Raw genomic sequence first — 17,394 nt, forward strand, 5'->3', positions numbered from 1 at the left:
TTGTTGGCTCGGTGGCTCGTCTGGAACGGGGCGGCAAAGTGACATCTCAACAGTGTCGCGCTTGGCGCCCTTTGTTGGTCTTCGAAGTGTTGGCATTCATAGGAGCTGCCTGGTTCGCATTATCTTCAGGCAGCCCGGTGCTGTAAGTTCAAGTGTCAGCTTTCCACCCCGTTCTCGCCGTTAAGACCAAGTGTGGATTGTGCCAGAAGCGGACCAGCAGATTGCGACGCCAAAGCGGCCATGTGAGACAGCCTCCTGCTTCCCGATATCTGCCGTCGACTCAGCTTATGCGCTTCAGCCATTTTGGGGCCGCTTCGAGACAGTCTGGTTTCGGGCGTTTTCCTAAGGAAACGGACAATCCGTTCGCAACCCAAATCGCATTCAAAGGCAACCCCGTAAAGTTAACGACATAACTCACGTCCCGGCCATTTCGAAGACAATGCCTGTCGCAATGAGGTGCAAGCGATCGCTGCCTTACTGATTTTTATCGGAATGGTTGCGCCTATCCGGTTTCGGCCTGTTCGTTACGGGCAGCAGCAATCGCCGCTGCAAGCTCTTTTGCTGGACCCACTCCCCAGTAGTGGAGGAAGTAAAACATCGGTTCACCGCCGATCATGTGGTTATGCAATGCTACGATATGGATATCCCGCTCGCGCAGTGCGCGGAGCACGGGCTGGACTTCGTCCTCGGTCATGATGAAGTCACCATCCACGGCGGCAAGGTCGTTGGTGCCCGAGAACGCCGCCCAGGTCGTAAGCCCCATCGAACCACCGATCTCAACGCCGTGCATGCGGCCTTGGCGAGCGAAGGTGTATTTCACGACACCATCGGCGATGCTTGGCTCGGTGCCCAAGATTTCGCTCAGCGCCAGGGCTTCGATCGTGCCGTTTGCATCCGGCGTCATGCCACCGAAACTGCGCTGCGGCGTCGGCGAGGCGGCGCGCACTTCCTTGATGGCATCCCAGACGGCTTTTACACCCGCTGCCAACTTGGCGGTTTCCCCATGCCCGCCGATATGCATAAAATAGACCGGCGGATCGTCGAATATGAAGTGATTGTGCAGCGCGGTGACGGTCAACCCGTTGGCGAGGGCAGCGTCCATCGCGGCTGTTATCTCATCCTCGAATACGACCGTGTCGCCCATGACCATCACTCCGCCATCGACGGGTTTGAAGGCAGCCCATGAGCCGAGACCTGCCGGGGGATCGAGGCGCATGCCGTCGACCATCACCGGCACGTCGGCGCGCGTCCAACCGATGCGTGCGACCCCATCGTCGGTCATGGTGACCTCCGAGTGCGATGCCTCGAAAATTAGCGCCTCGAGATTGCCGAGATTATCCTGCGCGTGAAGAGCCGCCGACATCGCTGATAGCGATAGAGCCAAGCCGCCGACGAACAATGTTCTGCGTAATTGCTTCATCTTAGTTCTCCTTGGATGTGATTTCAGGTGCCAGCCATCGTTGCGAGGTAATACAGCGACCCAATGAGTGCGCTCACGAAGAGAACGAGCAACATCCCGATCTTGAAGCGCAGCATGGCGATCAGGGCCGCAGCGGCAATGACGACGGAGGCGACGTCGATCGTGGCGAAGTCCGGCACGAGCAGGCGTGCGCCGTAACCTCGAACCTCGTCAAGCCGTGCGAAGGCAACGTGCAGCGCAAACCAGATGGCAAGGTTTAGGATCACACCGACGACTGCTGCCGTCACCGCCGAAAGCGCCGCTGTCAGAAGCTTCACGCCGCGCAGTTTTTCGATAAATGGCGCACCAAGGAAAATCCATAGGAAGCACGGCACGAACGTGACCCACGTGACGATGACCGAAGCCGCGATGCCCGAAGCCACCGGGCCTAACATGTCTGCTTCGCGATATCCCCCCATGAACCCCACGAATTGGACGACCTGGATCAGTGGACCCGGCGTGGTCTCCGCCATGCCCAACCCATCGAGCATTTCACCGGGGGCAAGCCAGCCATGCGTCTGCACGGCTTCCTGCGCCATATAGGCCAGCACGGAATACGCGCCCCCGAATGTCACGACCGCGAGCTTGGAGAAGAAAACCGCCAGTTCCGTGAACACGTGATTTGGGCCAACAAGAAGGATCAGCGCAATTATGGGAGCTGCCCAGATGCTGCCCCAGATCAAGGCCGTGCGGACTGCTCCGCGCCATGTAGGCTGCGCTTTCGCCATGCCACCTGTATGAAGCACGGCTTCCGGCTCGCTCTCCCCGTCCTCGGTCGTTTCACGGGCGCGAATGACCAGAAACCGTGCAGGATCGAAATGCCCTCCAAGAAAACCGACCAGCGCGGCGGCCGCGATAATCAGCGGGAAAGGTGCATCGAATGCGAATATCGCCACGAAGGCTGCGGCGGCAATCAGATACATGGGCCAAGTTTTCAATGCCCTTTTCCCGATGCGCAGCAGGGCCTCGATGACTATGGCGAGCACCGCCGCCTTAATGCCGAAGAAAATCGCCTGGACGAAGCTGGCCTCCTGAAAACTGGCATAGAGCACGCTAAGCGCCATAATGCTGAGGAAGCCGGGAAGGACGAACAGGCATCCTGCGACGAGGCCACCGCGAACGCCGTGGAGCAACCAGCCAATATAGGTGGCAAGCTGCATGGCTTCCGGTCCGGGCAGGAGCATGCAGTAATTGAGCGCATGCAGGAACCGGTTCTCCCCGATCCAGCGCTCTTCATCGACTAGAATGCGGTGCATCACCGCGATCTGGCCCGCTGGTCCACCAAAGCTCAACGCGGCCACGCGCGCCCAGACACGCACCCCTTCGGAAAACGGGATCGGAGTTTGTTCTACGGAACCTGAATTAGCGGGAGAATTCATCAACGCGTCCTTCGCACACAGCTCATCGAGCCGGACTTGGGCGCATTGCCTTACCGGGCGCCGGAATAAGTGCCCGAAGTCAAACTGCTAGATCATTGATCTGGTGTTGTCAAAAGCCTTACGCGAACAGTCTGCCTTGCACTTGGAGAATGTCGGCTTTCGAGATCGGCATTTGTATCTCCGATTTCCGGAATGGGGGCGCGAAGCGGACATTATCGGGGTAGGGGAACTGAAATTCCCCAATGATTACAGTGCCCATCATATTCATGCCGGGCGCGCCAGTGTTTGTGAAGGGGCAACCCGCAAGTTCCTGGAATTCGCCACACCAACTGTGGAGAATTTCCAATAATAGGCTTTGCCCGTGTGTCCGGATTGCGCCCCCGTCCGGCCGTTCGGCCTTGTCGCCGACGATCCCGAAAGCCGCCATTCTTTCCGCCAGCGCTAAACCGGTTCAGACCCGACATTGCGCTGACGGCCGAGCAGGCGTGGCCACAATTATATTCGGAGTGCAGCAATCAGGGCGTCCCGAGCCATGGCCACGCGCGGGTGTCGCAGCGATGAGCGTGCCCACACGAGGTAGTAAGCGTTGAGCGGCACCGTGACCGGGGCGGGTATCTCGATCAGCGTGCAGGCTGCGCGTTCGCTGCGGGTGAGATAGCCGGGCAGTACCGTCCAGCCGAGGTCCGCGCACAATCCGGATCGCAACACTCTCAAATCTGGCGCGGTCAAGGCAGGCTGGCTGGTCAGCTCGATCTGGTTCGCCTCGAGCCAGGTCCGCAGCAGCGGCCGGTCAAGATCGTAGGCGAGGTGGGCTGTTTGATTAAGCCCTTCGACCAGCGGCAATTCGGCAATCCGGCTCGCCACGGCGGGCGAGGCTATGGCGCGCAGGTGTTCCTCGCCCAGCGCATGGAAGGCCAACCGCGGCTCTTCGGGTTGCGAGGCGGTGACGGCCAGATGCACCTTGTCTTCGAGGAGCATGGCATAAAGCGCCTCGCGCCCGCCGATATGCAGGCGCAGGTCCAGCCCTGCTTCCAGCAGCGGAGCCAGTCGAGGCGTGATCATCTCTCCCAGCAGGTCCGACGGCGCGGCGATGTGGACCGTGCCCGAGATGCGCGACGATCGGGCCCGCGCGCTGGCCAGTGCCGATTCCGCCGTGTCGAGGCTGCTTCCGATCGAAGCCGCGAGATCGTCGGCAATTACTGTTGGTCGAACACCCCGTGAATGGCGATCAAACAAGGGACGGCCCAGTTGCGCCTCGAGCGATGCGATGTGCTGCGAAGCAGCCGGTTGGGTGATGCCGATTGCCCGGGCCGCCTCGCTCAGTGAACGACGGCGGTAGACTTCGACGAAGGTGCGCAACTGCAGGAGGGACATTCCGGTTCCATAAGCGAATTTATGGCCGTCCACCATTCCCGCTGGATTTCATGATGCCGTTCCCTGCCTATCTAGGCCGCCGAAAGGAACGAGCGAATGCAAAATCGCCTCCAACTGCTGAAAGCTTTCACCGCTGCCCTTGTGGCGGGTGCGGCTGCGCCGGTTGCGTTTGCTCGTGCCCCCGACATCAATGGAAAAGGACAATTGACGATGACCCGCATTCTCATGGTGGCCACATCCGCCGACCGCATGACTCCCGGCACCGAACCGACGGGTGTCTGGCTCGAGGAACTTACCACCCCGTACTATGCCTTCCGCGATGCGGGCGCCGAGGTGACGCTGGCCTCCATCAAGGGTGGCGCCATCCCCGTCGACCAGCGCAGCGTCAACGCCGACGGTGAGAACGACGCTTCGGTCGAGCGCTATCTGAAGGACGACGCCCTGAAGACCGAGGTTGCCAGCACCCCTGTATTCACAAGCATCGATCCCGCCGGCTACGACGCGCTGTTCCTGCCCGGCGGCCACGGCACCATGTTCGATTACCCCGGCAGCGACGAACTGGCCCGCCTGGTCGAACGCTTCGACCGCGAAGGCAAGATCGTTGCCGCCGTCTGCCATGGACCGGCAGGGCTGGTCTCGGCGAAGAAGGCCGATGGCACTCCCCTCGTGGCTGGCCGCCGTGTCGCGGGCTTCACCGACAGCGAGGAACGCGCGGTCGGCCTCGATCAGGCGGTGCCGTTCCTGCTCGAAACGCGCCTCAAGGAACTTGGGGGCAAGCACGAGGGCGGCCCCGATTTTGCCCCTTTCGCCCTGCGCGACGGCAATCTGGTGACCGGCCAGAACCCCGCCAGCGCTACCCGCACCGCGGAGCTCGTGATGGAAGCCCTCAAGGACAAGGTTGCCTGATCATGCGCTATCTCCACACCATGGTGCGCGTCGCCGATCCCGAGGCGGCGATCCGGTTCTTCACGCTGCTGGGTCTCAAGGAGACCCGGCGCATGGAGAACCAGGCCGGGCGTTATACGCTGATCTACCTTGCCGCCGACGAGGATTTCCGCGGCGGTGGCGAGCAGGGCGATGCCGAGGTCGAGCTGACGTACAACTGGCCGCCGGAGGACGGCAGCCCTGCCGAGACTTATACCGGGGGCCGCAACTTCGGCCATCTCGCCTACGGGGTCGACGACATCTACGAAACGTGCGCGCGGCTGCAGGCGGGCGGCGTGACGATCAATCGCCCCCCGCGTGACGGATACATGGCGTTCGTCCGCTCGCCGGACGGGATCTCGATCGAACTGCTGCAGAAGGGCGAACCCAAGGCTCCGGCCGAACCCTGGGCCTCCATGCCCAACACGGGCGAATGGTGATGGCGAAATTGTTCGATCCGATTGAGGTTGGCGGGCTGCGGCTCGCCAACCGCATCGTCATCGCGCCGATGTGCCAGTATTCGGCAGTCGACGGCGCGATGACCGACTGGCACCGGATGCATCTCGGCCAGTTGGCGCTCTCGGGCGCGGGCGCGCTGACGATAGAGGCGACGGCGGTCAGCCCGGAAGGGCGCATCACCTACGGTGACGTCGGCCTGTACGATGACCGTACCGAAGCGGCGATGCGAAGCGTGCTCGAAAGTGTGCGCCGTTGGTCGGACATGCCGCTAATCATCCAGCTGGCCCATGCCGGGCGCAAGGCGAGCTGCGCCAAGCCGTGGCACGGCGGAACGCAGATCGCTTCCGATTCGGAGAATGGCTGGCAGACCGTGGCACCCAGCGCCATTCCCTTCGCTCCGGACGACCATCCCCCTGTCGAACTGGACAAGTCAGGGCTTGCCCGCATCCGGGAGGCGTTCGCGGATGCCGCGCGGCGCGCCGGCAGGCTCGGCATCGAAGCCATCCAGATCCACGCCGCGCATGGCTATCTGCTCCACGAGTTTCTTTCGCCGATCTCCAACCGGCGCGGCGACGACTACGGCGGCAGCTTCGACAACCGGATGCGGTTCCCGCTCGAAGTGTTCGATGCCGTGCGCGAAGTGTTTCCGGCCGACCGCCCGGTGACCGTCCGCGTTTCCGGGACCGACTGGGTTGAAGGCGGCTGGACAGCGGAGGAAACCGCATTGTTTGCACAGGAGCTGGAGCGGCGCGGTTGTTCGGCAATCCACGTTTCCAGCGGCGGGCTCGACCCGCGCCAGCAGATCCCGGTCGGTCCCGGCTATCAGGTGCCGCTGGCCCGGACGGTCAAGGACGCGGTCGCCATGCCTGTCGTGGCGGTCGGAATGATCACCGATCCGCACCAGGCGGAGCGCATCCTCGAAGACGGGCAGGCCGACGCCATAGCGATAGCCCGCGCTGCGCTGTGGGATCCGCGCTGGCCCTGGCACGCCGCTGCGGCGCTTGGCGCATCGGTAAAGGCGCCCCCGCAATATCTCCGGTCCGAGCCCCACGAAGCGGGCCGCATCCTCAAGGAAATGATCCCATGAAAATCTCCGTCAAACTGCTTCTGGCCGCTGGCGCTGCCCTCTCGCTTGCTGCCTGCTCGACGACCCGCGAGGGTGCATCCGCGCCCCAGATCGAACAGGTCGCGACCTTCGATGGCGCGATGCCGACTGGCGTGACCGTCGCCCCCAACGGGCGCATCTTCGTCAACTTCCCGCAATGGGGCGACAACGCGCCGTTCACGGTTGCCGAGCTGGTCGACGGCAAGGCGGTGCCTTATCCCGACGCCGCGACCAACCGGCCCGATCCGGCCGACCCGGCGGGGCACTTCATCTCGGTGCAGAGCGTGGTGGCCGATGGCGCCAACCGCCTCTGGGTGCTCGACACGGCCGCGCCTAAATTCTCTCAGCCGCAGGCCGGCGGGGCAAAGCTGGTGGCGATCGATCTTGCGACCAACCGGGTGGTGAAGACGATCGTCCTGCCGCCCAGCGTGGTGCTGCCCACGACCTACCTCAACGACGTGCGCTTTGATCTGCGTCAGGGCGCCGAGGGCGTCGCCTACATCACCGACAGCAGCAACGCCGGTGTCGGCGGCATCATCGTCGTCGATATCGCCAGCGGACGTGCGATCCGGCGCCTGTCGAACCATGTGACGACCAACCCGGAGCCCGGCTTCACCCCGGTTGTCGACGGTGTGGTGCTGATGAACCGTCCCGCTGGTGGACCCGTGACGCCGCTAGCAATCGCGAGCGACGCAATCGGGCTTAGCGCCGACGGCAGCTTGCTCTACTACGGGCCACTATCGGGTCGCACGCTGCACGCGGTCCCCACGGCCATGCTGCGTGACCCCGCGGTGTCCGAGGAGGAACTGGCCCGCGCGGTACGCAGCCTGGGGCGCAAAGGCGCCTCGGACGGGATTGCCGAAGACGACCGGGGCCGCGTGTTCGCCGGCGATTACGAGAACAACGCGATCCGCGTGCTCGACCAGGGCCGCTGGACGACGGTAGTCAGCGACCCCCGCATCAGCTGGCCCGACACACTGTCGATCGGCACCGACGGCTATCTCTACTTTACTGCCAACCAGCTCCACCGCCAGCCCGGCTTTCACGGCGGACGGGATTTACGCCGCAAGCCTTACGAGCTGCTCCGCATCCGGGTGGGCGCCGGGCCCGTCCTCTTGCGCTCACAGTGATCCCATCAGGCCGGGCAGGCTCGCGCGGGGCCGCGATCCGGCAAAAAATCAACAACTGACTTGAAGGAATGCAATCATGACAAAGGGTATCGAAGGCAAGGTCGTTCTCATTACCGGCGGCAGCAGCGGCATCGGCGCGGAAACTGCGCGTCTTCTCGCGGAACGCGGCGCGAAGGTGGCGATCGCCGCGCGTCGCAAGGACAGGCTCGACGAGGTCGTCGCTGACATCGCCGCAAACGGTGGCACGGCACGTAGCTACGCGCTGGACGTGACCGACAAATCGGCGGTCCAGTCCGTCGTCGCCGCAATCATTGCCGACTTCGGCCGCCTCGACGTGCTGATCAACAATGCTGGGCTGATGCCGATCCGTCCGATGGCCGAGGTCAACACCGACGAGTGGGACCAGATGATCGACGTCAATCTGAAGGGTACGCTCTACGGCATCGCGGCGGCCCTTCCCGGTTTTCTCGAGCAGGGCAGCGGTCACATCATCAACCTGAGCTCGGTTGCGGGTATCAAGGTCTTCGCACCGGGCGGCACGGTCTACTCCGGCACCAAGTTTGCCGTCAGCGCGATCAGCGAAGGCTTGCGCCACGAGGTGGGGGAAAAGGTCCGGGTCACGTCAATCGAGCCTGGAGCTGTCGAAAGCGATTTGAAGTTCACGACATCAGGCACGGCTGCCGAAACGGTGCTCGACTTCTATAAGCAGGCCATCCCGACGGCATCGGTGGCGCGTGCTATCGCGTTCGCTGTCGAACAACCTGATGACGTCGACATCAACGCGATCGTCATCCGGCCGACCGCACAGGAGTTCTGATTTCGACGAGGAGGCGGGGCTGCGTGTGCTCCGCCTCTTGGGGAACGTACCGGCCCGCTCGTCTGTTAGATTGCCAAACAATATCTGTCCGTTTCACTTGAGGAGTAAATTATGCCCAAACTTGCCCTGTATGTACCGCTGAAGGCCAAGCCCGGAAAAGAGCGCGATGTCGCCGATTTCCTGACCTCGGCATTGCCGCTCGTTCAAGCTGAGCCGGGCACTCAGACCTGGTACGCGATCGAGGAAGGTCCCGGTGCGTACGCGATCTTCGATACGTTCGAGACAGAGGAGGATCGGCAGGCCCATCTTGACGGCAAGGTTGCCGCCGCACTGATGGACAAGGCAGACGAACTGTTTTCCGAACCGCCGCAGATTCACAAGTTCACCCTGCTGGCCGCGAAATAGCGGAGCGGTCGGCACCCTAGCACGTCGCTCTCGCCCGCGGGGCGACCCGCGCGCGGCGGCGTGCGCTGAACAGCTTTCCCCGAACTGGCCAAGGAGAGACGCCATGCACACCATCCAGACACTCGACCTGAACGACACGCGGACCATCATCGATGCGGGCATCGCGGAGGCCGAGCGGATCGGCAGCCCGTCGAACATCGCGGTGGTGGACGCGGGCGGCTGCCTCCTGGCGTTTGCGCGGATGGACGATGCGTGGCGCGGCAGCGTCGACATCGCGATAAGCAAGGCGTGGACGGCGCGCGCGTTCGACGTCGAGACCAAGGCGCTGGCCAAGCTCTCCCAACCGGGCGCCGACTTCTACGGCATCCATGCCTCCAACGACGGCAAGGTGATGATCTTCGCCGGGGGCGTGCCGATGAAGAAGGGCGAGACGGTGATCGGCGCGGTGGGCGTGTCGGGCGGCACCGGCAAGCAGGACCAGGGCGTGGCCGAGGCGGCGGCGAAGGCTTTCGCGCACGGCTAAGCTTTAAAAGCGCGGCGGCGCCGGCTCAGTCGACAGCGGTGGGCCCGGGCACCGGCCAGTGCAATGTAAAGCAATACAGCCGGCGGCTGATGAAGCTTATCGAGCAAAACCGGGCCAATCCTGCCCAAATCATCTCGCACCGACTGCCGCTTGATCAGGCACCAGACGCCTTCAAGCATTTCGACGAGCGCGATGCCGGTTGGACCAAGGTCGTGCTCAAGCCGGGCATCTGACCTTAATCTTGGACGCAATAGGAGATAAATTATGACTTTAGAAGGCAAATCAGTTGCCATTCTGATCGCACCCCGCGGGACGGAAGAACCAGAATTCTCGAAGCCCAAGCAAGCTGTCGAGGACGCTGGTGGCAAAGTGACCGTGGTCAGTTTTGAACCGGGCAAGGCTCGCACAGTCAATGGCGATCTTGACGAGGGCGGCAGCTATACTATCGACAAGACGTTTTCCGATGTCAAAGCCGACGATTTCGACGGACTTGTCGTGCCCGGAGGGACCGTCGGTGCCGACAAGCTGCGCGGCAGCGACGAGGCAATCGGTTTCATCCGGGCATTCTTCGATCAGAAAAAACCTGTCGCGGCTATATGCCATGCACCCTGGACATTGATCGAGGCGGACGTGCTCAAGGGTCGCACCTTGACGTCCTACCCGACGCTGAAGGTCGATATCGAGAACGCCGGCGGTACATGGACCGATGAGGAAGTCGTGGTCGACAACGGGCTTGTTACCAGCCGCGATCCCGATGATTTGCCCGCCTTCTGTGCCAAACTCGTCGAGGAAATCGCAGCAGGGAATTAAGACGGGGCGTTTCGACGAACCACGTGAGGGCCATCTCCATGGATAAGGTCTGCACAAAGCAAGCGTGGCGGATGGCCAGCGATTGGCCGTCCGCCACGCCGCGTATCACACGAACATGGCCCACCTCACGGGCAATCGAACCCTGAGCCGCGTCAATCCGCGGTGACACCTCGCCGGCTCTCGCATCCAGAATCGACCCATTCCAGCGTGGGTTTGAGGTGCACCTGATCGACGTGCCTTCGACCAGATTTACGACCTACAGCGCCGACTTGAGATAGCGGGCGGTGAGGCTGCCTTCCGCTTCCGCAACGACGTCAGGGACGCCGCTGGCAACGATACGGCCCCCATCTTCCCCGGCCCCCGGTCCAAGGTCGATGATCCAGTCCACCTGTGTGATGGCGCGCATGTCATGTTCGACGACCACGACGGTATTGCCGGCGTCTACGAGGCCCTGCAGGTGTTGCATCAGCCGGTCGCTGTCGGAGGGATGAAGCCCCGAAGTTGGCTCGTCGAGGATGTAGATGGTGTTGCCGCGTTGAGCGCGTTGCAGTTCAGTCGCCAGCTTGATGCGCTGCGCCTCCCCCCCAGACAGCTCGGTCGCCGGCTGACCGAGCCTCAGATAGCCAAGACCGATCTCTCGCAACACATCGAGGGAGCGCATCACAGATGCCTCGCCAGCGAAGAAATCGCACGCATCGTCGACCGTCAGTTCGAGCACCTGGGCGATATTGCGCCCGTTCCATTCGACTTCGAGCGTTTGCGGGTTGTAGCGAGAGCCATGACAGGTCGAGCACGGGGCAAAAACGCTCGGCAGGAACAGCAGCTCCACCATGACGTATCCCTCGCCCTCGCACACAGGGCAGCGGCCTTGCGCAACGTTGAACGAGAACCTTCCCGGGCTGTAGTGCCGCCGGCGGGCGAGCGGCGTATCAGCGAAGATCCGTCGCACATGGTCGAACATGCCGCTGTAGGTGGCCAGGTTCGAGCGCGGCGTGCGACCGATCGGTTTCTGATCGACCCGCACCAGCCTGCGAACATGCTCCATGCCTGCGACAATGCGTCCTTCAGTGTCGTTCTGCGCAACATCGAGCAGCGGATCGATAGCCTCCTCCTCGGCCACGGGGGAGCCGCCGAGGTGTTCCGTGACGAGCTCGGGCAGCGCCTGACTGACAAGACTGGATTTGCCCGATCCCGAGACGCCGGTGACAGCGGTGAAGCAGCCGATGGGAAACTTTACGTCGAGACCATGGAGATTGTTCCGCCTGATCCCTTCCAAGCGTAGCCATGCCTTGGGATCGCGCGGTGTGCGCTCACTGCGGAGCGGCTCTGCGAACAGGTAGCGGCGGGTGATCGAAGTCTCGACGTCGGCAAGCCCCTCTATCGGCCCGCTGTAGAGGACTTCACCGCCCTTTTCCCCGGCTCCTGGCCCGACATCGACAAGCCATTCCGCGCGGCGGATCACGTCGAGATCATGTTCGACGACGAACAGGGAGTTACCCGCCGCCTTGAGACGCTCGAGGATGGTGAGCAAGGCTTCGCCATCTGCCGGGTGCAACCCTGCCGAAGGCTCGTCAAGCACATAGACCACGCCGAAAAGCTGTGACGACAATTGCGTGGCAAGCCGCAAGCGCTGCAGCTCTCCGGAGGAGAGCGTCGGCGTGCTGCGGTCGAGCGAAATGTAGCCAAGGCCAAGATCGATCAGCGGATCCAGCCGCTCGATCAATTCGCAGGCAAGGCGTTGGGCGGCGACCCGCTTCTCGTCGGAGAGATTGGGCGTGCGGCGTACGTCGGGCGCAGCCTTGTGCGCCGAACCTCCTGCCGCGACTCGCCGTTCGACCGCCGCATCGCGGGCCGCCTTGCCGAGGACATGGCCCTTCGGGACCGCCGCGGCGCCCCCGTATTCGCCATGCGCGACGGGCGTGAGCAAATCCCGGAGTTTCAACACCGTCAGGTCGCCGAGCTCGGCAATGTCAAGGCCCGCGAACTTCACGGACAGGGCTTCGCGCTTCAGGCGCTTGCCGTCGCAGGTCGGGCAATCGCGGCCGATGATATATTGCGAGACGCGCTTCTTCATCAGCGCGCTTTTAGTGTTGGCGAAGGTTTCCAGCACATAACGGCGCGCGCCGGTGAAGGTGCCCTGGTAGCTCGGCTCCATGCCGCGCTTGAGCGCCGTCCGGGTCTGTGCGGGCGTCAGGCCCGCATAGACCGGCACCGTCGGTGCCTCTTCAGTGAAGAGGATCCAGTCGCGATCCTTTTTCGGCAGGTCGCGCCACGGCGTATCGACGTCATAGCCGAGCGAAACGAGGATATCGCGCAGGTTCTGGCCATGCCAGGCGGTCGGCCAGGCGGCGATCGCCCGGTCGCGAATGGTGAGGCTGTCGTCAGGAACCATGGTCTCTTCGGTCGCGTCATAGACGCGCCCGATGCCGTGACAGGTCGGGCAGGCGCCGGCGACCGTGTTGGGGGAGAAATCCTCCGCATAGAGCATGGGTTGATGGCGCGGATATTCGCCGACGCGGGAATAAAGCATCCGCACCAGGCTGGAGATCGTCGTCACGCTGCCGACCGAGGATCGCGCGTTGGCCGAGCCGCGCTGCTGCTGCAACGCGACCGCAGGCGGCAAACCGTCGATCGCGTCGACCTCCGGCACGCCGGCCTGGTCGATCAGGCGACGGGCATAGGGCGCAACCGATTCCAGATAACGTCGCTGGGCTTCGGCATAAAGGGTGCCGAATGCGAGCGATGACTTGCCCGAGCCCGATATGCCGGTGAACACCACGAAGGCGTCGTGCGGTACATCGACGTCAATATTTTTGAGATTATTCTGGCGCGCGCCGCGAACCTGCACGCAATCGGGCGGCCCTGCATGCCTATGATCGGTGGCCGGCGTCGTCGCGTGAATATCCTTGCTCTTCACTTCAGTCTTCCTGCCTTATTCGCCCGTGGGCCCGTGGTTCATCACGGTCGGGCAAAAGATGAATGCATCGCGACGCGTTGCCCATTTGCCAGAGGGCGCGTCATCATGGCCGGGGTCGGGCCATGATGACGGCTGAGTTGTCGATCCGAGCGCTTCGCGCCGCTTCGGATCGGTGGGTCAGTAGTGAATGACTGAGCGGATCGACTTGCCTTCGTGCATCAGTTCGAAGGCCTCGTTGATCTCCTCCAAACCCATCGTGTGGGTTACGAACGGGGCCAGATCGATATCGCCTTTCATCGCGTCCTCGACCATGCCGGGGAGCTCTGTCCGTCCCTTGACACCGCCGAAAGCGGACCCCTTCCATACGCGGCCCGTGACGAGCTGGAATGGGCGGGTGGAGATTTCCTCGCCCGCGCCGGCAACGCCGATCACGATCGACTGACCCCAGCCACGGTGCGCTGATTCAAGCGCGGCGCGCATGACGTGGACGTTGCCGATGCACTCGAAGGTGTGATCGATACCCCAGCCCGTCATCTCGATCAGCACTTGCTGGATGGGCTTGTCATGATCCTTGGGGTTGATGCACTCGGTCGCACCGAACTGGCGTGCCAGCTCGAACTTGGACGGATTGGTGTCGATGGCGATGATGCGACCCGCCTTCGCCTGGCGCGCACCCTGAATCGCCGCGAGGCCGATGCCGCCGAGGCCGAACACGGCGACCGAGTCTCCGGGCTGGACCTTGGCGGTATTGTGGACTGCGCCGATGCCGGTCGTGACGCCGCAGCCGAGCAGGCAGACGTGTTCGGGGTTTGCCTCGGGATTGATCTTGGCGAGCGAGACTTCGGCGACGACAGTATATTCACTGAAGGTTGAACAGCCCATGTAATGATAGAGGGGCTGACCATTGTACGAGAAGCGGGTGGTCCCATCGGGCATCAAGCCCTTGCCCTGCGTTTCGCGGACAGCGACGCACAGGTTGGTCTTGCCCGACAGGCAGAAGTCGCACTTGCCGCATTCGGCGGTGTAGAGCGGAATCACGTGATCGCCCGGCACGACGCTGGTGACGCCTTCACCGACCTCGACAACGATGCCCGCGCCCTCATGGCCCAGAACCACCGGGAAAACACCCTCCGGATCACTCCCCTCCAGCGTGTACGCGTCGGTGTGGCACACACCGGTATGCGTCACCCGTATGAGGACTTCGCCTTTTTGCGGTGGGGCGACATCGATTTCGACGATTTCGAGGGGCTTGCCGGCCTCGAAGGCAACAGCGGCGCGAGATTTCATGTTGGGATACCTTCGTTGAGTTAAACTGATTGGTGGTGCGAGTCCGTTGCGTCAGCGCCGCTATGCCGGTCAGACCGTAACGACGACCTTGCCGATCTGGTCGTTCGATTCAAGGAAGCGGTGCGCGTCCTGGATGGCGTCGAGCGGGAAGGTGCGCGCGATCCGCGGCTTGAGCGCGCCCGATTCCAGACCCGCCACGATGAACGCCTTGGCGCGATCGAGGGCGGCATCGTCCGAGACGATCTCGCTGTAGAGATACCCCTTGAGCGTGAGGCTCTTGCCCAGCACGGAGAACAACGGGAACGGCGTCGGCTCGTCGCTGAGCGCGCCATATTGGAGCAGGATGCCGCCGCGTGCCATGCTCTCGGTCAGTGGCTCGAACGACGGTCCTCCGACCGGATCGAGCACCACGCGCGCACCCTGACCATCGGTTATCTCCATCACCCTCGCTACCAGGTCCTCTTCCTCGGTCGCGACGACATGATGTGCGCCGGCATCGATCAGGGCCTGGCGCTTGGCGCCGGTACGCGTCGTCGCGATTACCGTCGCGCCGACCATCCGCGCAATCTGGAAGGCAGCAAGGCCGACGCTGCTGGAAGCAGCTATGACGATGACGAAATCGCCCTCGCCGAGCTTCGCCTGCTCCACCAGTGCACCCCAGGCGGTGACATATTGCATCCACACGGCCGCCGCTTCCTCGAACGACAGCGCCGCCGGATGCTTGACGACGAGGCGGGCGGGCACGTTGGCGACTTCGCCATAAGTGCCCCAGCGCGCGATATCGAGCGGGGGGATGACGCTGACGGCGTCGCCTTCCGCAAACCCGGTCACGTCCGCGCCGACCGCAGCGACAGTGCCGGCAGCCTCATAGCCAAGGCGGCTCGGGAACTCGGCTTCCTGAAGGTAGGCATGGTTGCGGAACATTACCTCGGCGCGGTTTATGCCAATCGCCTTCACCGCGATCTGCACCTCGTCGGCCGCGGGCGCGGGTACTGCCACATCTTCAATTTTGAGGACGTTGGCGTCGCCATATTCGTGGATACGGACGATACGGCTCATTGGAGACTCCTTGATTATTGAATGATCGTTCTGTAAGCGGGTAGACCACCAGTTTCAAGATATTATTTATCGATCGTTCCATATCGTGCACCAGAGATGACAGAGACGAAAGCCCGTCGCCGCGCAGGTCGCCCTCGAGTGTTCGACACTGACGCTGCGCTCGACAAGGCGGTGCGGCTGTTCTGGCAGCGCGGCTACGAGGCGACATCGATGGCCGATCTGGTGGCGGAGACTGGCGTCGCCGCTGCCAGTCTCTATGCAGCGTTTGACAACAAGGCGGGGCTGTTTGCGGCGGTGATCGAGCGCTACGCCGCAACGTTCAGCGTCCACCTCTATGCACCCATCAACGATCCGGCGTTGTCCACTTACGAGGCCGTCAAGGGCCTGCTGGAACGAGCGGCGTCATCATTCTCGGAACCTGGAACGCCGGCCGGCTGCTTCATGTATTCGGCAGCGGCAGCCGTTTCGCCGGCGTCCGCCGCCATCGAATGCCTGCTGCGCGACAAGCGTATCGCGGCGGAGGCCCTCCTGATCGAGCGTCTGCGACGCGGCGCCGCACAGGGCGAGCTTGCGGCCAACACCGATCCGGCCGTGCTAGGCAAATTCATCAATACGGTCATGGAAGGCATGTCCGTTCAGGCGCGCGACGGCGCTACGATCGACGAACTGCTCTCCATTGCCAAAATGGCACTCGATCGATGGCCGGCCGCGATATGATCGTTACATGGTGGTCATCTGCCAATCCGCCTTCCGCGACTGAACAATCGAACTCATCTCATAGGACGAAAGCACATGAAACACGTGACATTGCCCGGCGGGGAAGTGGTTCCTTCAATGGGTCAAGGCACCTGGAAGATGGGCGAACGTCTCGAGCGCCGATCCGATGAGATCGCCGCGCTGCGCGCCGGTGTCGAACTGGGAATGACGCTCATCGATACGGCCGAAATGTACGGCGATGGTGCGGCGGAAACGCTGATATCCGAGGCCCTGGGCAGCGTTCGCGACCAGTTGTTCCTCGTCAGCAAGGCATATCCGCAGAACGCATCGCGCTCCCGCCTTGCCGGTGCGTGCGAGGCGAGCCTGAAGCGGCTCGGCACCGACCGGCTGGACCTCTACCTTCTCCATTGGCGGGGATCGGTGCCGCTCGCTGAGACAGTGGAGGCATTGGAGGCGCTCAAATCGGCAGGAAAGATCCGACACTGGGGTGTCAGCAATCTCGATACCGACGATATGGAAGAACTTGTCGCTGCGGGCGGGAATGGCTGCGTGACCGATCAGATCCTCTACAATCTGGTCCGGCGAGGCCCCGAATTGGACCTGCTGCCGTGGCTCGCCGAGCATAACATACCGGTTATGGCGTATAGTCCAGTCGAGCAGGGACGACTTTCTACCCACCCCGCTCTCGACAAAATTGCAGCCGAGGTTGGCGCAACCCCCGTGCAGGTCGCACTTTCGTGGACGTTGCGGCAAGATGGTCTCATCGCAATCCCGAAAGCGAGTTCAGTCGCCCATGTGCGCGAGAACCGCGCGGCCGCCGATATCGTTCTTTCCGACGCTCAGCTTGCGACACTCGACGCGGCATTTCCCAGGCCACGCGACCGCCGTCCACTCGAGATGCTTTAGCGTCAGATGACGATATTATCGCTCGAAGGAACAGAACCCAAACCGGATCGGCGGTGGAAGCCGAATTTAAACTCGTTGAGCCTGCCACTGGCGCGTGAAGTATCCTTCGCAAGCCTTCGCGCA

At 62.7% G+C, this 17,394-nt stretch carries 17 protein-coding genes; 11 read left to right on the forward strand and 6 right to left on the reverse strand.

What is annotated here, in order from left to right:
* Positions 1-502 precede the first annotated feature (502 nt).
* The 3 genes from FHS75_RS10605 to FHS75_RS10615 form a co-directional block, all read right to left on the reverse strand.
* Positions 503-1,420 carry a DUF1259 domain-containing protein gene (locus FHS75_RS10605; RefSeq protein WP_229735545.1) on the reverse strand — a complete coding sequence of 306 codons (918 nt, stop codon included), beginning with the start codon at positions 1,418-1,420 and terminating at the stop codon, positions 503-505.
* A 23-nt stretch (positions 1,421-1,443) separates the two neighbouring features.
* The gene (gene chrA / locus FHS75_RS10610; protein WP_179407687.1) at positions 1,444-2,838 is read right to left on the reverse strand and encodes a chromate efflux transporter; all 1,395 of its coding nucleotides are present in this window, start codon (positions 2,836-2,838) and stop codon (positions 1,444-1,446) included.
* 495 nt (positions 2,839-3,333) lie between these two features.
* Positions 3,334-4,212, reverse strand: coding sequence for a LysR family transcriptional regulator (locus FHS75_RS10615; RefSeq protein WP_067684037.1), 879 nt, complete (start codon positions 4,210-4,212; stop codon positions 3,334-3,336).
* Between the two features lie 210 nt (positions 4,213-4,422).
* Here FHS75_RS10615 and FHS75_RS10620 point away from each other — a divergent pair, with 210 nt between their 5' ends.
* The 9 genes from FHS75_RS10620 (at position 4,423) to FHS75_RS10660 (ending at position 10,385) form a co-directional block, all read left to right on the forward strand.
* Positions 4,423-5,118: a type 1 glutamine amidotransferase domain-containing protein gene (locus FHS75_RS10620; RefSeq protein ID WP_067684033.1), complete on the forward strand. Its 696-nt coding sequence runs from the start codon at positions 4,423-4,425 to the stop codon at positions 5,116-5,118.
* Positions 5,119-5,120: 2 nt separating this feature from the next.
* Positions 5,121-5,576 carry a VOC family protein gene (locus FHS75_RS10625; RefSeq protein WP_179407688.1) on the forward strand — a complete coding sequence of 152 codons (456 nt, stop codon included), beginning with the start codon at positions 5,121-5,123 and terminating at the stop codon, positions 5,574-5,576.
* On the forward strand, positions 5,576-6,682 hold the full coding sequence (locus FHS75_RS10630; RefSeq protein ID WP_229735546.1) for an NADH:flavin oxidoreductase/NADH oxidase: 1,107 nt from the start codon (positions 5,576-5,578) through the stop codon (positions 6,680-6,682). The genes FHS75_RS10625 and FHS75_RS10630 overlap by 1 nt, the downstream gene beginning before the upstream one ends.
* Positions 6,679-7,830: an L-dopachrome tautomerase-related protein gene (locus tag FHS75_RS10635; protein ID WP_067684714.1), complete on the forward strand. Its 1,152-nt coding sequence runs from the start codon at positions 6,679-6,681 to the stop codon at positions 7,828-7,830. Before FHS75_RS10630 ends, FHS75_RS10635 begins: the two co-directional genes overlap by 4 nt.
* 76 nt (positions 7,831-7,906) lie before the next feature.
* Positions 7,907-8,647, forward strand: coding sequence for an SDR family oxidoreductase (locus FHS75_RS10640; RefSeq protein ID WP_067684716.1), 741 nt, complete (start codon positions 7,907-7,909; stop codon positions 8,645-8,647).
* Between the two features lie 111 nt (positions 8,648-8,758).
* Positions 8,759-9,052, forward strand: a complete 294-nt coding sequence (locus FHS75_RS10645) for a putative quinol monooxygenase (RefSeq protein ID WP_179407689.1) — start codon at positions 8,759-8,761, stop codon at positions 9,050-9,052.
* 103 nt (positions 9,053-9,155) lie between these two features.
* Entirely contained in the window at positions 9,156-9,575 is a 420-nt protein-coding gene (locus FHS75_RS10650; protein WP_179407690.1) for a GlcG/HbpS family heme-binding protein, read from the forward strand.
* Positions 9,576-9,664: 89 nt separating this feature from the next.
* Complete coding sequence (locus tag FHS75_RS10655) at positions 9,665-9,808, forward strand: hypothetical protein (protein ID WP_229735547.1); 144 nt, start codon at positions 9,665-9,667, stop codon at positions 9,806-9,808.
* Positions 9,809-9,839: 31 nt separating this feature from the next.
* A complete protein-coding gene (locus FHS75_RS10660; RefSeq protein WP_160659405.1) occupies positions 9,840-10,385 on the forward strand; it encodes a type 1 glutamine amidotransferase domain-containing protein in 546 nt (181 codons plus the stop codon).
* A gap of 256 nt (positions 10,386-10,641) precedes the next feature.
* Here the strand turns inward: FHS75_RS10660 and FHS75_RS17865 are convergent, their stop codons facing one another.
* The 3 genes from FHS75_RS17865 to FHS75_RS10675 all read right to left on the reverse strand — a co-directional run bounded on the left by FHS75_RS17865 (position 10,642) and on the right by FHS75_RS10675 (position 15,648).
* Positions 10,642-13,302: an excinuclease ABC subunit UvrA gene (locus FHS75_RS17865; RefSeq protein WP_229735548.1), complete on the reverse strand. Its 2,661-nt coding sequence runs from the start codon at positions 13,300-13,302 to the stop codon at positions 10,642-10,644.
* 177 nt (positions 13,303-13,479) lie between these two features.
* Entirely contained in the window at positions 13,480-14,589 is a 1,110-nt protein-coding gene (locus FHS75_RS10670) for an S-(hydroxymethyl)glutathione dehydrogenase/class III alcohol dehydrogenase (protein WP_067679738.1), read from the reverse strand.
* Between the two features lie 69 nt (positions 14,590-14,658).
* On the reverse strand, positions 14,659-15,648 hold the full coding sequence (locus tag FHS75_RS10675) for a zinc-dependent alcohol dehydrogenase family protein (protein ID WP_179407691.1): 990 nt from the start codon (positions 15,646-15,648) through the stop codon (positions 14,659-14,661).
* 138 nt (positions 15,649-15,786) lie between these two features.
* Here FHS75_RS10675 and FHS75_RS10680 point away from each other — a divergent pair, with 138 nt between their 5' ends.
* A complete protein-coding gene (locus tag FHS75_RS10680; RefSeq protein WP_229735549.1) occupies positions 15,787-16,365 on the forward strand; it encodes a TetR/AcrR family transcriptional regulator in 579 nt (192 codons plus the stop codon).
* Between the two features lie 75 nt (positions 16,366-16,440).
* Positions 16,441-17,271, forward strand: a complete 831-nt coding sequence (locus tag FHS75_RS10685; RefSeq protein WP_179407692.1) for an aldo/keto reductase — start codon at positions 16,441-16,443, stop codon at positions 17,269-17,271.
* Positions 17,272-17,394 lie beyond the last annotated feature (123 nt).

Source organism: Novosphingobium marinum (assembly GCF_013408095.1).
Lineage (GTDB): Bacteria > Pseudomonadota > Alphaproteobacteria > Sphingomonadales > Sphingomonadaceae > Novosphingobium > Novosphingobium marinum.

What these genes read in the sequence shown, in the direction of transcription:
- FHS75_RS10605 (WP_229735545.1), bottom strand. Translation starts at nt 1,420, where the DNA reads ATGAAGCAATTACGCAGAACATTGTTCGTCGGCGGCTTGGCTCTATCG.
- chrA (WP_179407687.1), bottom strand. Translation starts at nt 2,838, where the DNA reads ATGAATTCTCCCGCTAATTCAGGTTCCGTAGAACAAACTCCGATCCCG.
- FHS75_RS10615 (WP_067684037.1), bottom strand. Translation starts at nt 4,212, where the DNA reads ATGTCCCTCCTGCAGTTGCGCACCTTCGTCGAAGTCTACCGCCGTCGT.
- FHS75_RS10620 (WP_067684033.1), top strand. Translation starts at nt 4,423, where the DNA reads ATGACCCGCATTCTCATGGTGGCCACATCCGCCGACCGCATGACTCCC.
- FHS75_RS10625 (WP_179407688.1), top strand. Translation starts at nt 5,121, where the DNA reads ATGCGCTATCTCCACACCATGGTGCGCGTCGCCGATCCCGAGGCGGCG.
- FHS75_RS10630 (WP_229735546.1), top strand. Translation starts at nt 5,576, where the DNA reads ATGGCGAAATTGTTCGATCCGATTGAGGTTGGCGGGCTGCGGCTCGCC.
- FHS75_RS10635 (WP_067684714.1), top strand. Translation starts at nt 6,679, where the DNA reads ATGAAAATCTCCGTCAAACTGCTTCTGGCCGCTGGCGCTGCCCTCTCG.
- FHS75_RS10640 (WP_067684716.1), top strand. Translation starts at nt 7,907, where the DNA reads ATGACAAAGGGTATCGAAGGCAAGGTCGTTCTCATTACCGGCGGCAGC.
- FHS75_RS10645 (WP_179407689.1), top strand. Translation starts at nt 8,759, where the DNA reads ATGCCCAAACTTGCCCTGTATGTACCGCTGAAGGCCAAGCCCGGAAAA.
- FHS75_RS10650 (WP_179407690.1), top strand. Translation starts at nt 9,156, where the DNA reads ATGCACACCATCCAGACACTCGACCTGAACGACACGCGGACCATCATC.
- FHS75_RS10655 (WP_229735547.1), top strand. Translation starts at nt 9,665, where the DNA reads ATGAAGCTTATCGAGCAAAACCGGGCCAATCCTGCCCAAATCATCTCG.
- FHS75_RS10660 (WP_160659405.1), top strand. Translation starts at nt 9,840, where the DNA reads ATGACTTTAGAAGGCAAATCAGTTGCCATTCTGATCGCACCCCGCGGG.
- FHS75_RS10670 (WP_067679738.1), bottom strand. Translation starts at nt 14,589, where the DNA reads ATGAAATCTCGCGCCGCTGTTGCCTTCGAGGCCGGCAAGCCCCTCGAA.
- FHS75_RS10675 (WP_179407691.1), bottom strand. Translation starts at nt 15,648, where the DNA reads ATGAGCCGTATCGTCCGTATCCACGAATATGGCGACGCCAACGTCCTC.
- FHS75_RS10685 (WP_179407692.1), top strand. Translation starts at nt 16,441, where the DNA reads ATGAAACACGTGACATTGCCCGGCGGGGAAGTGGTTCCTTCAATGGGT.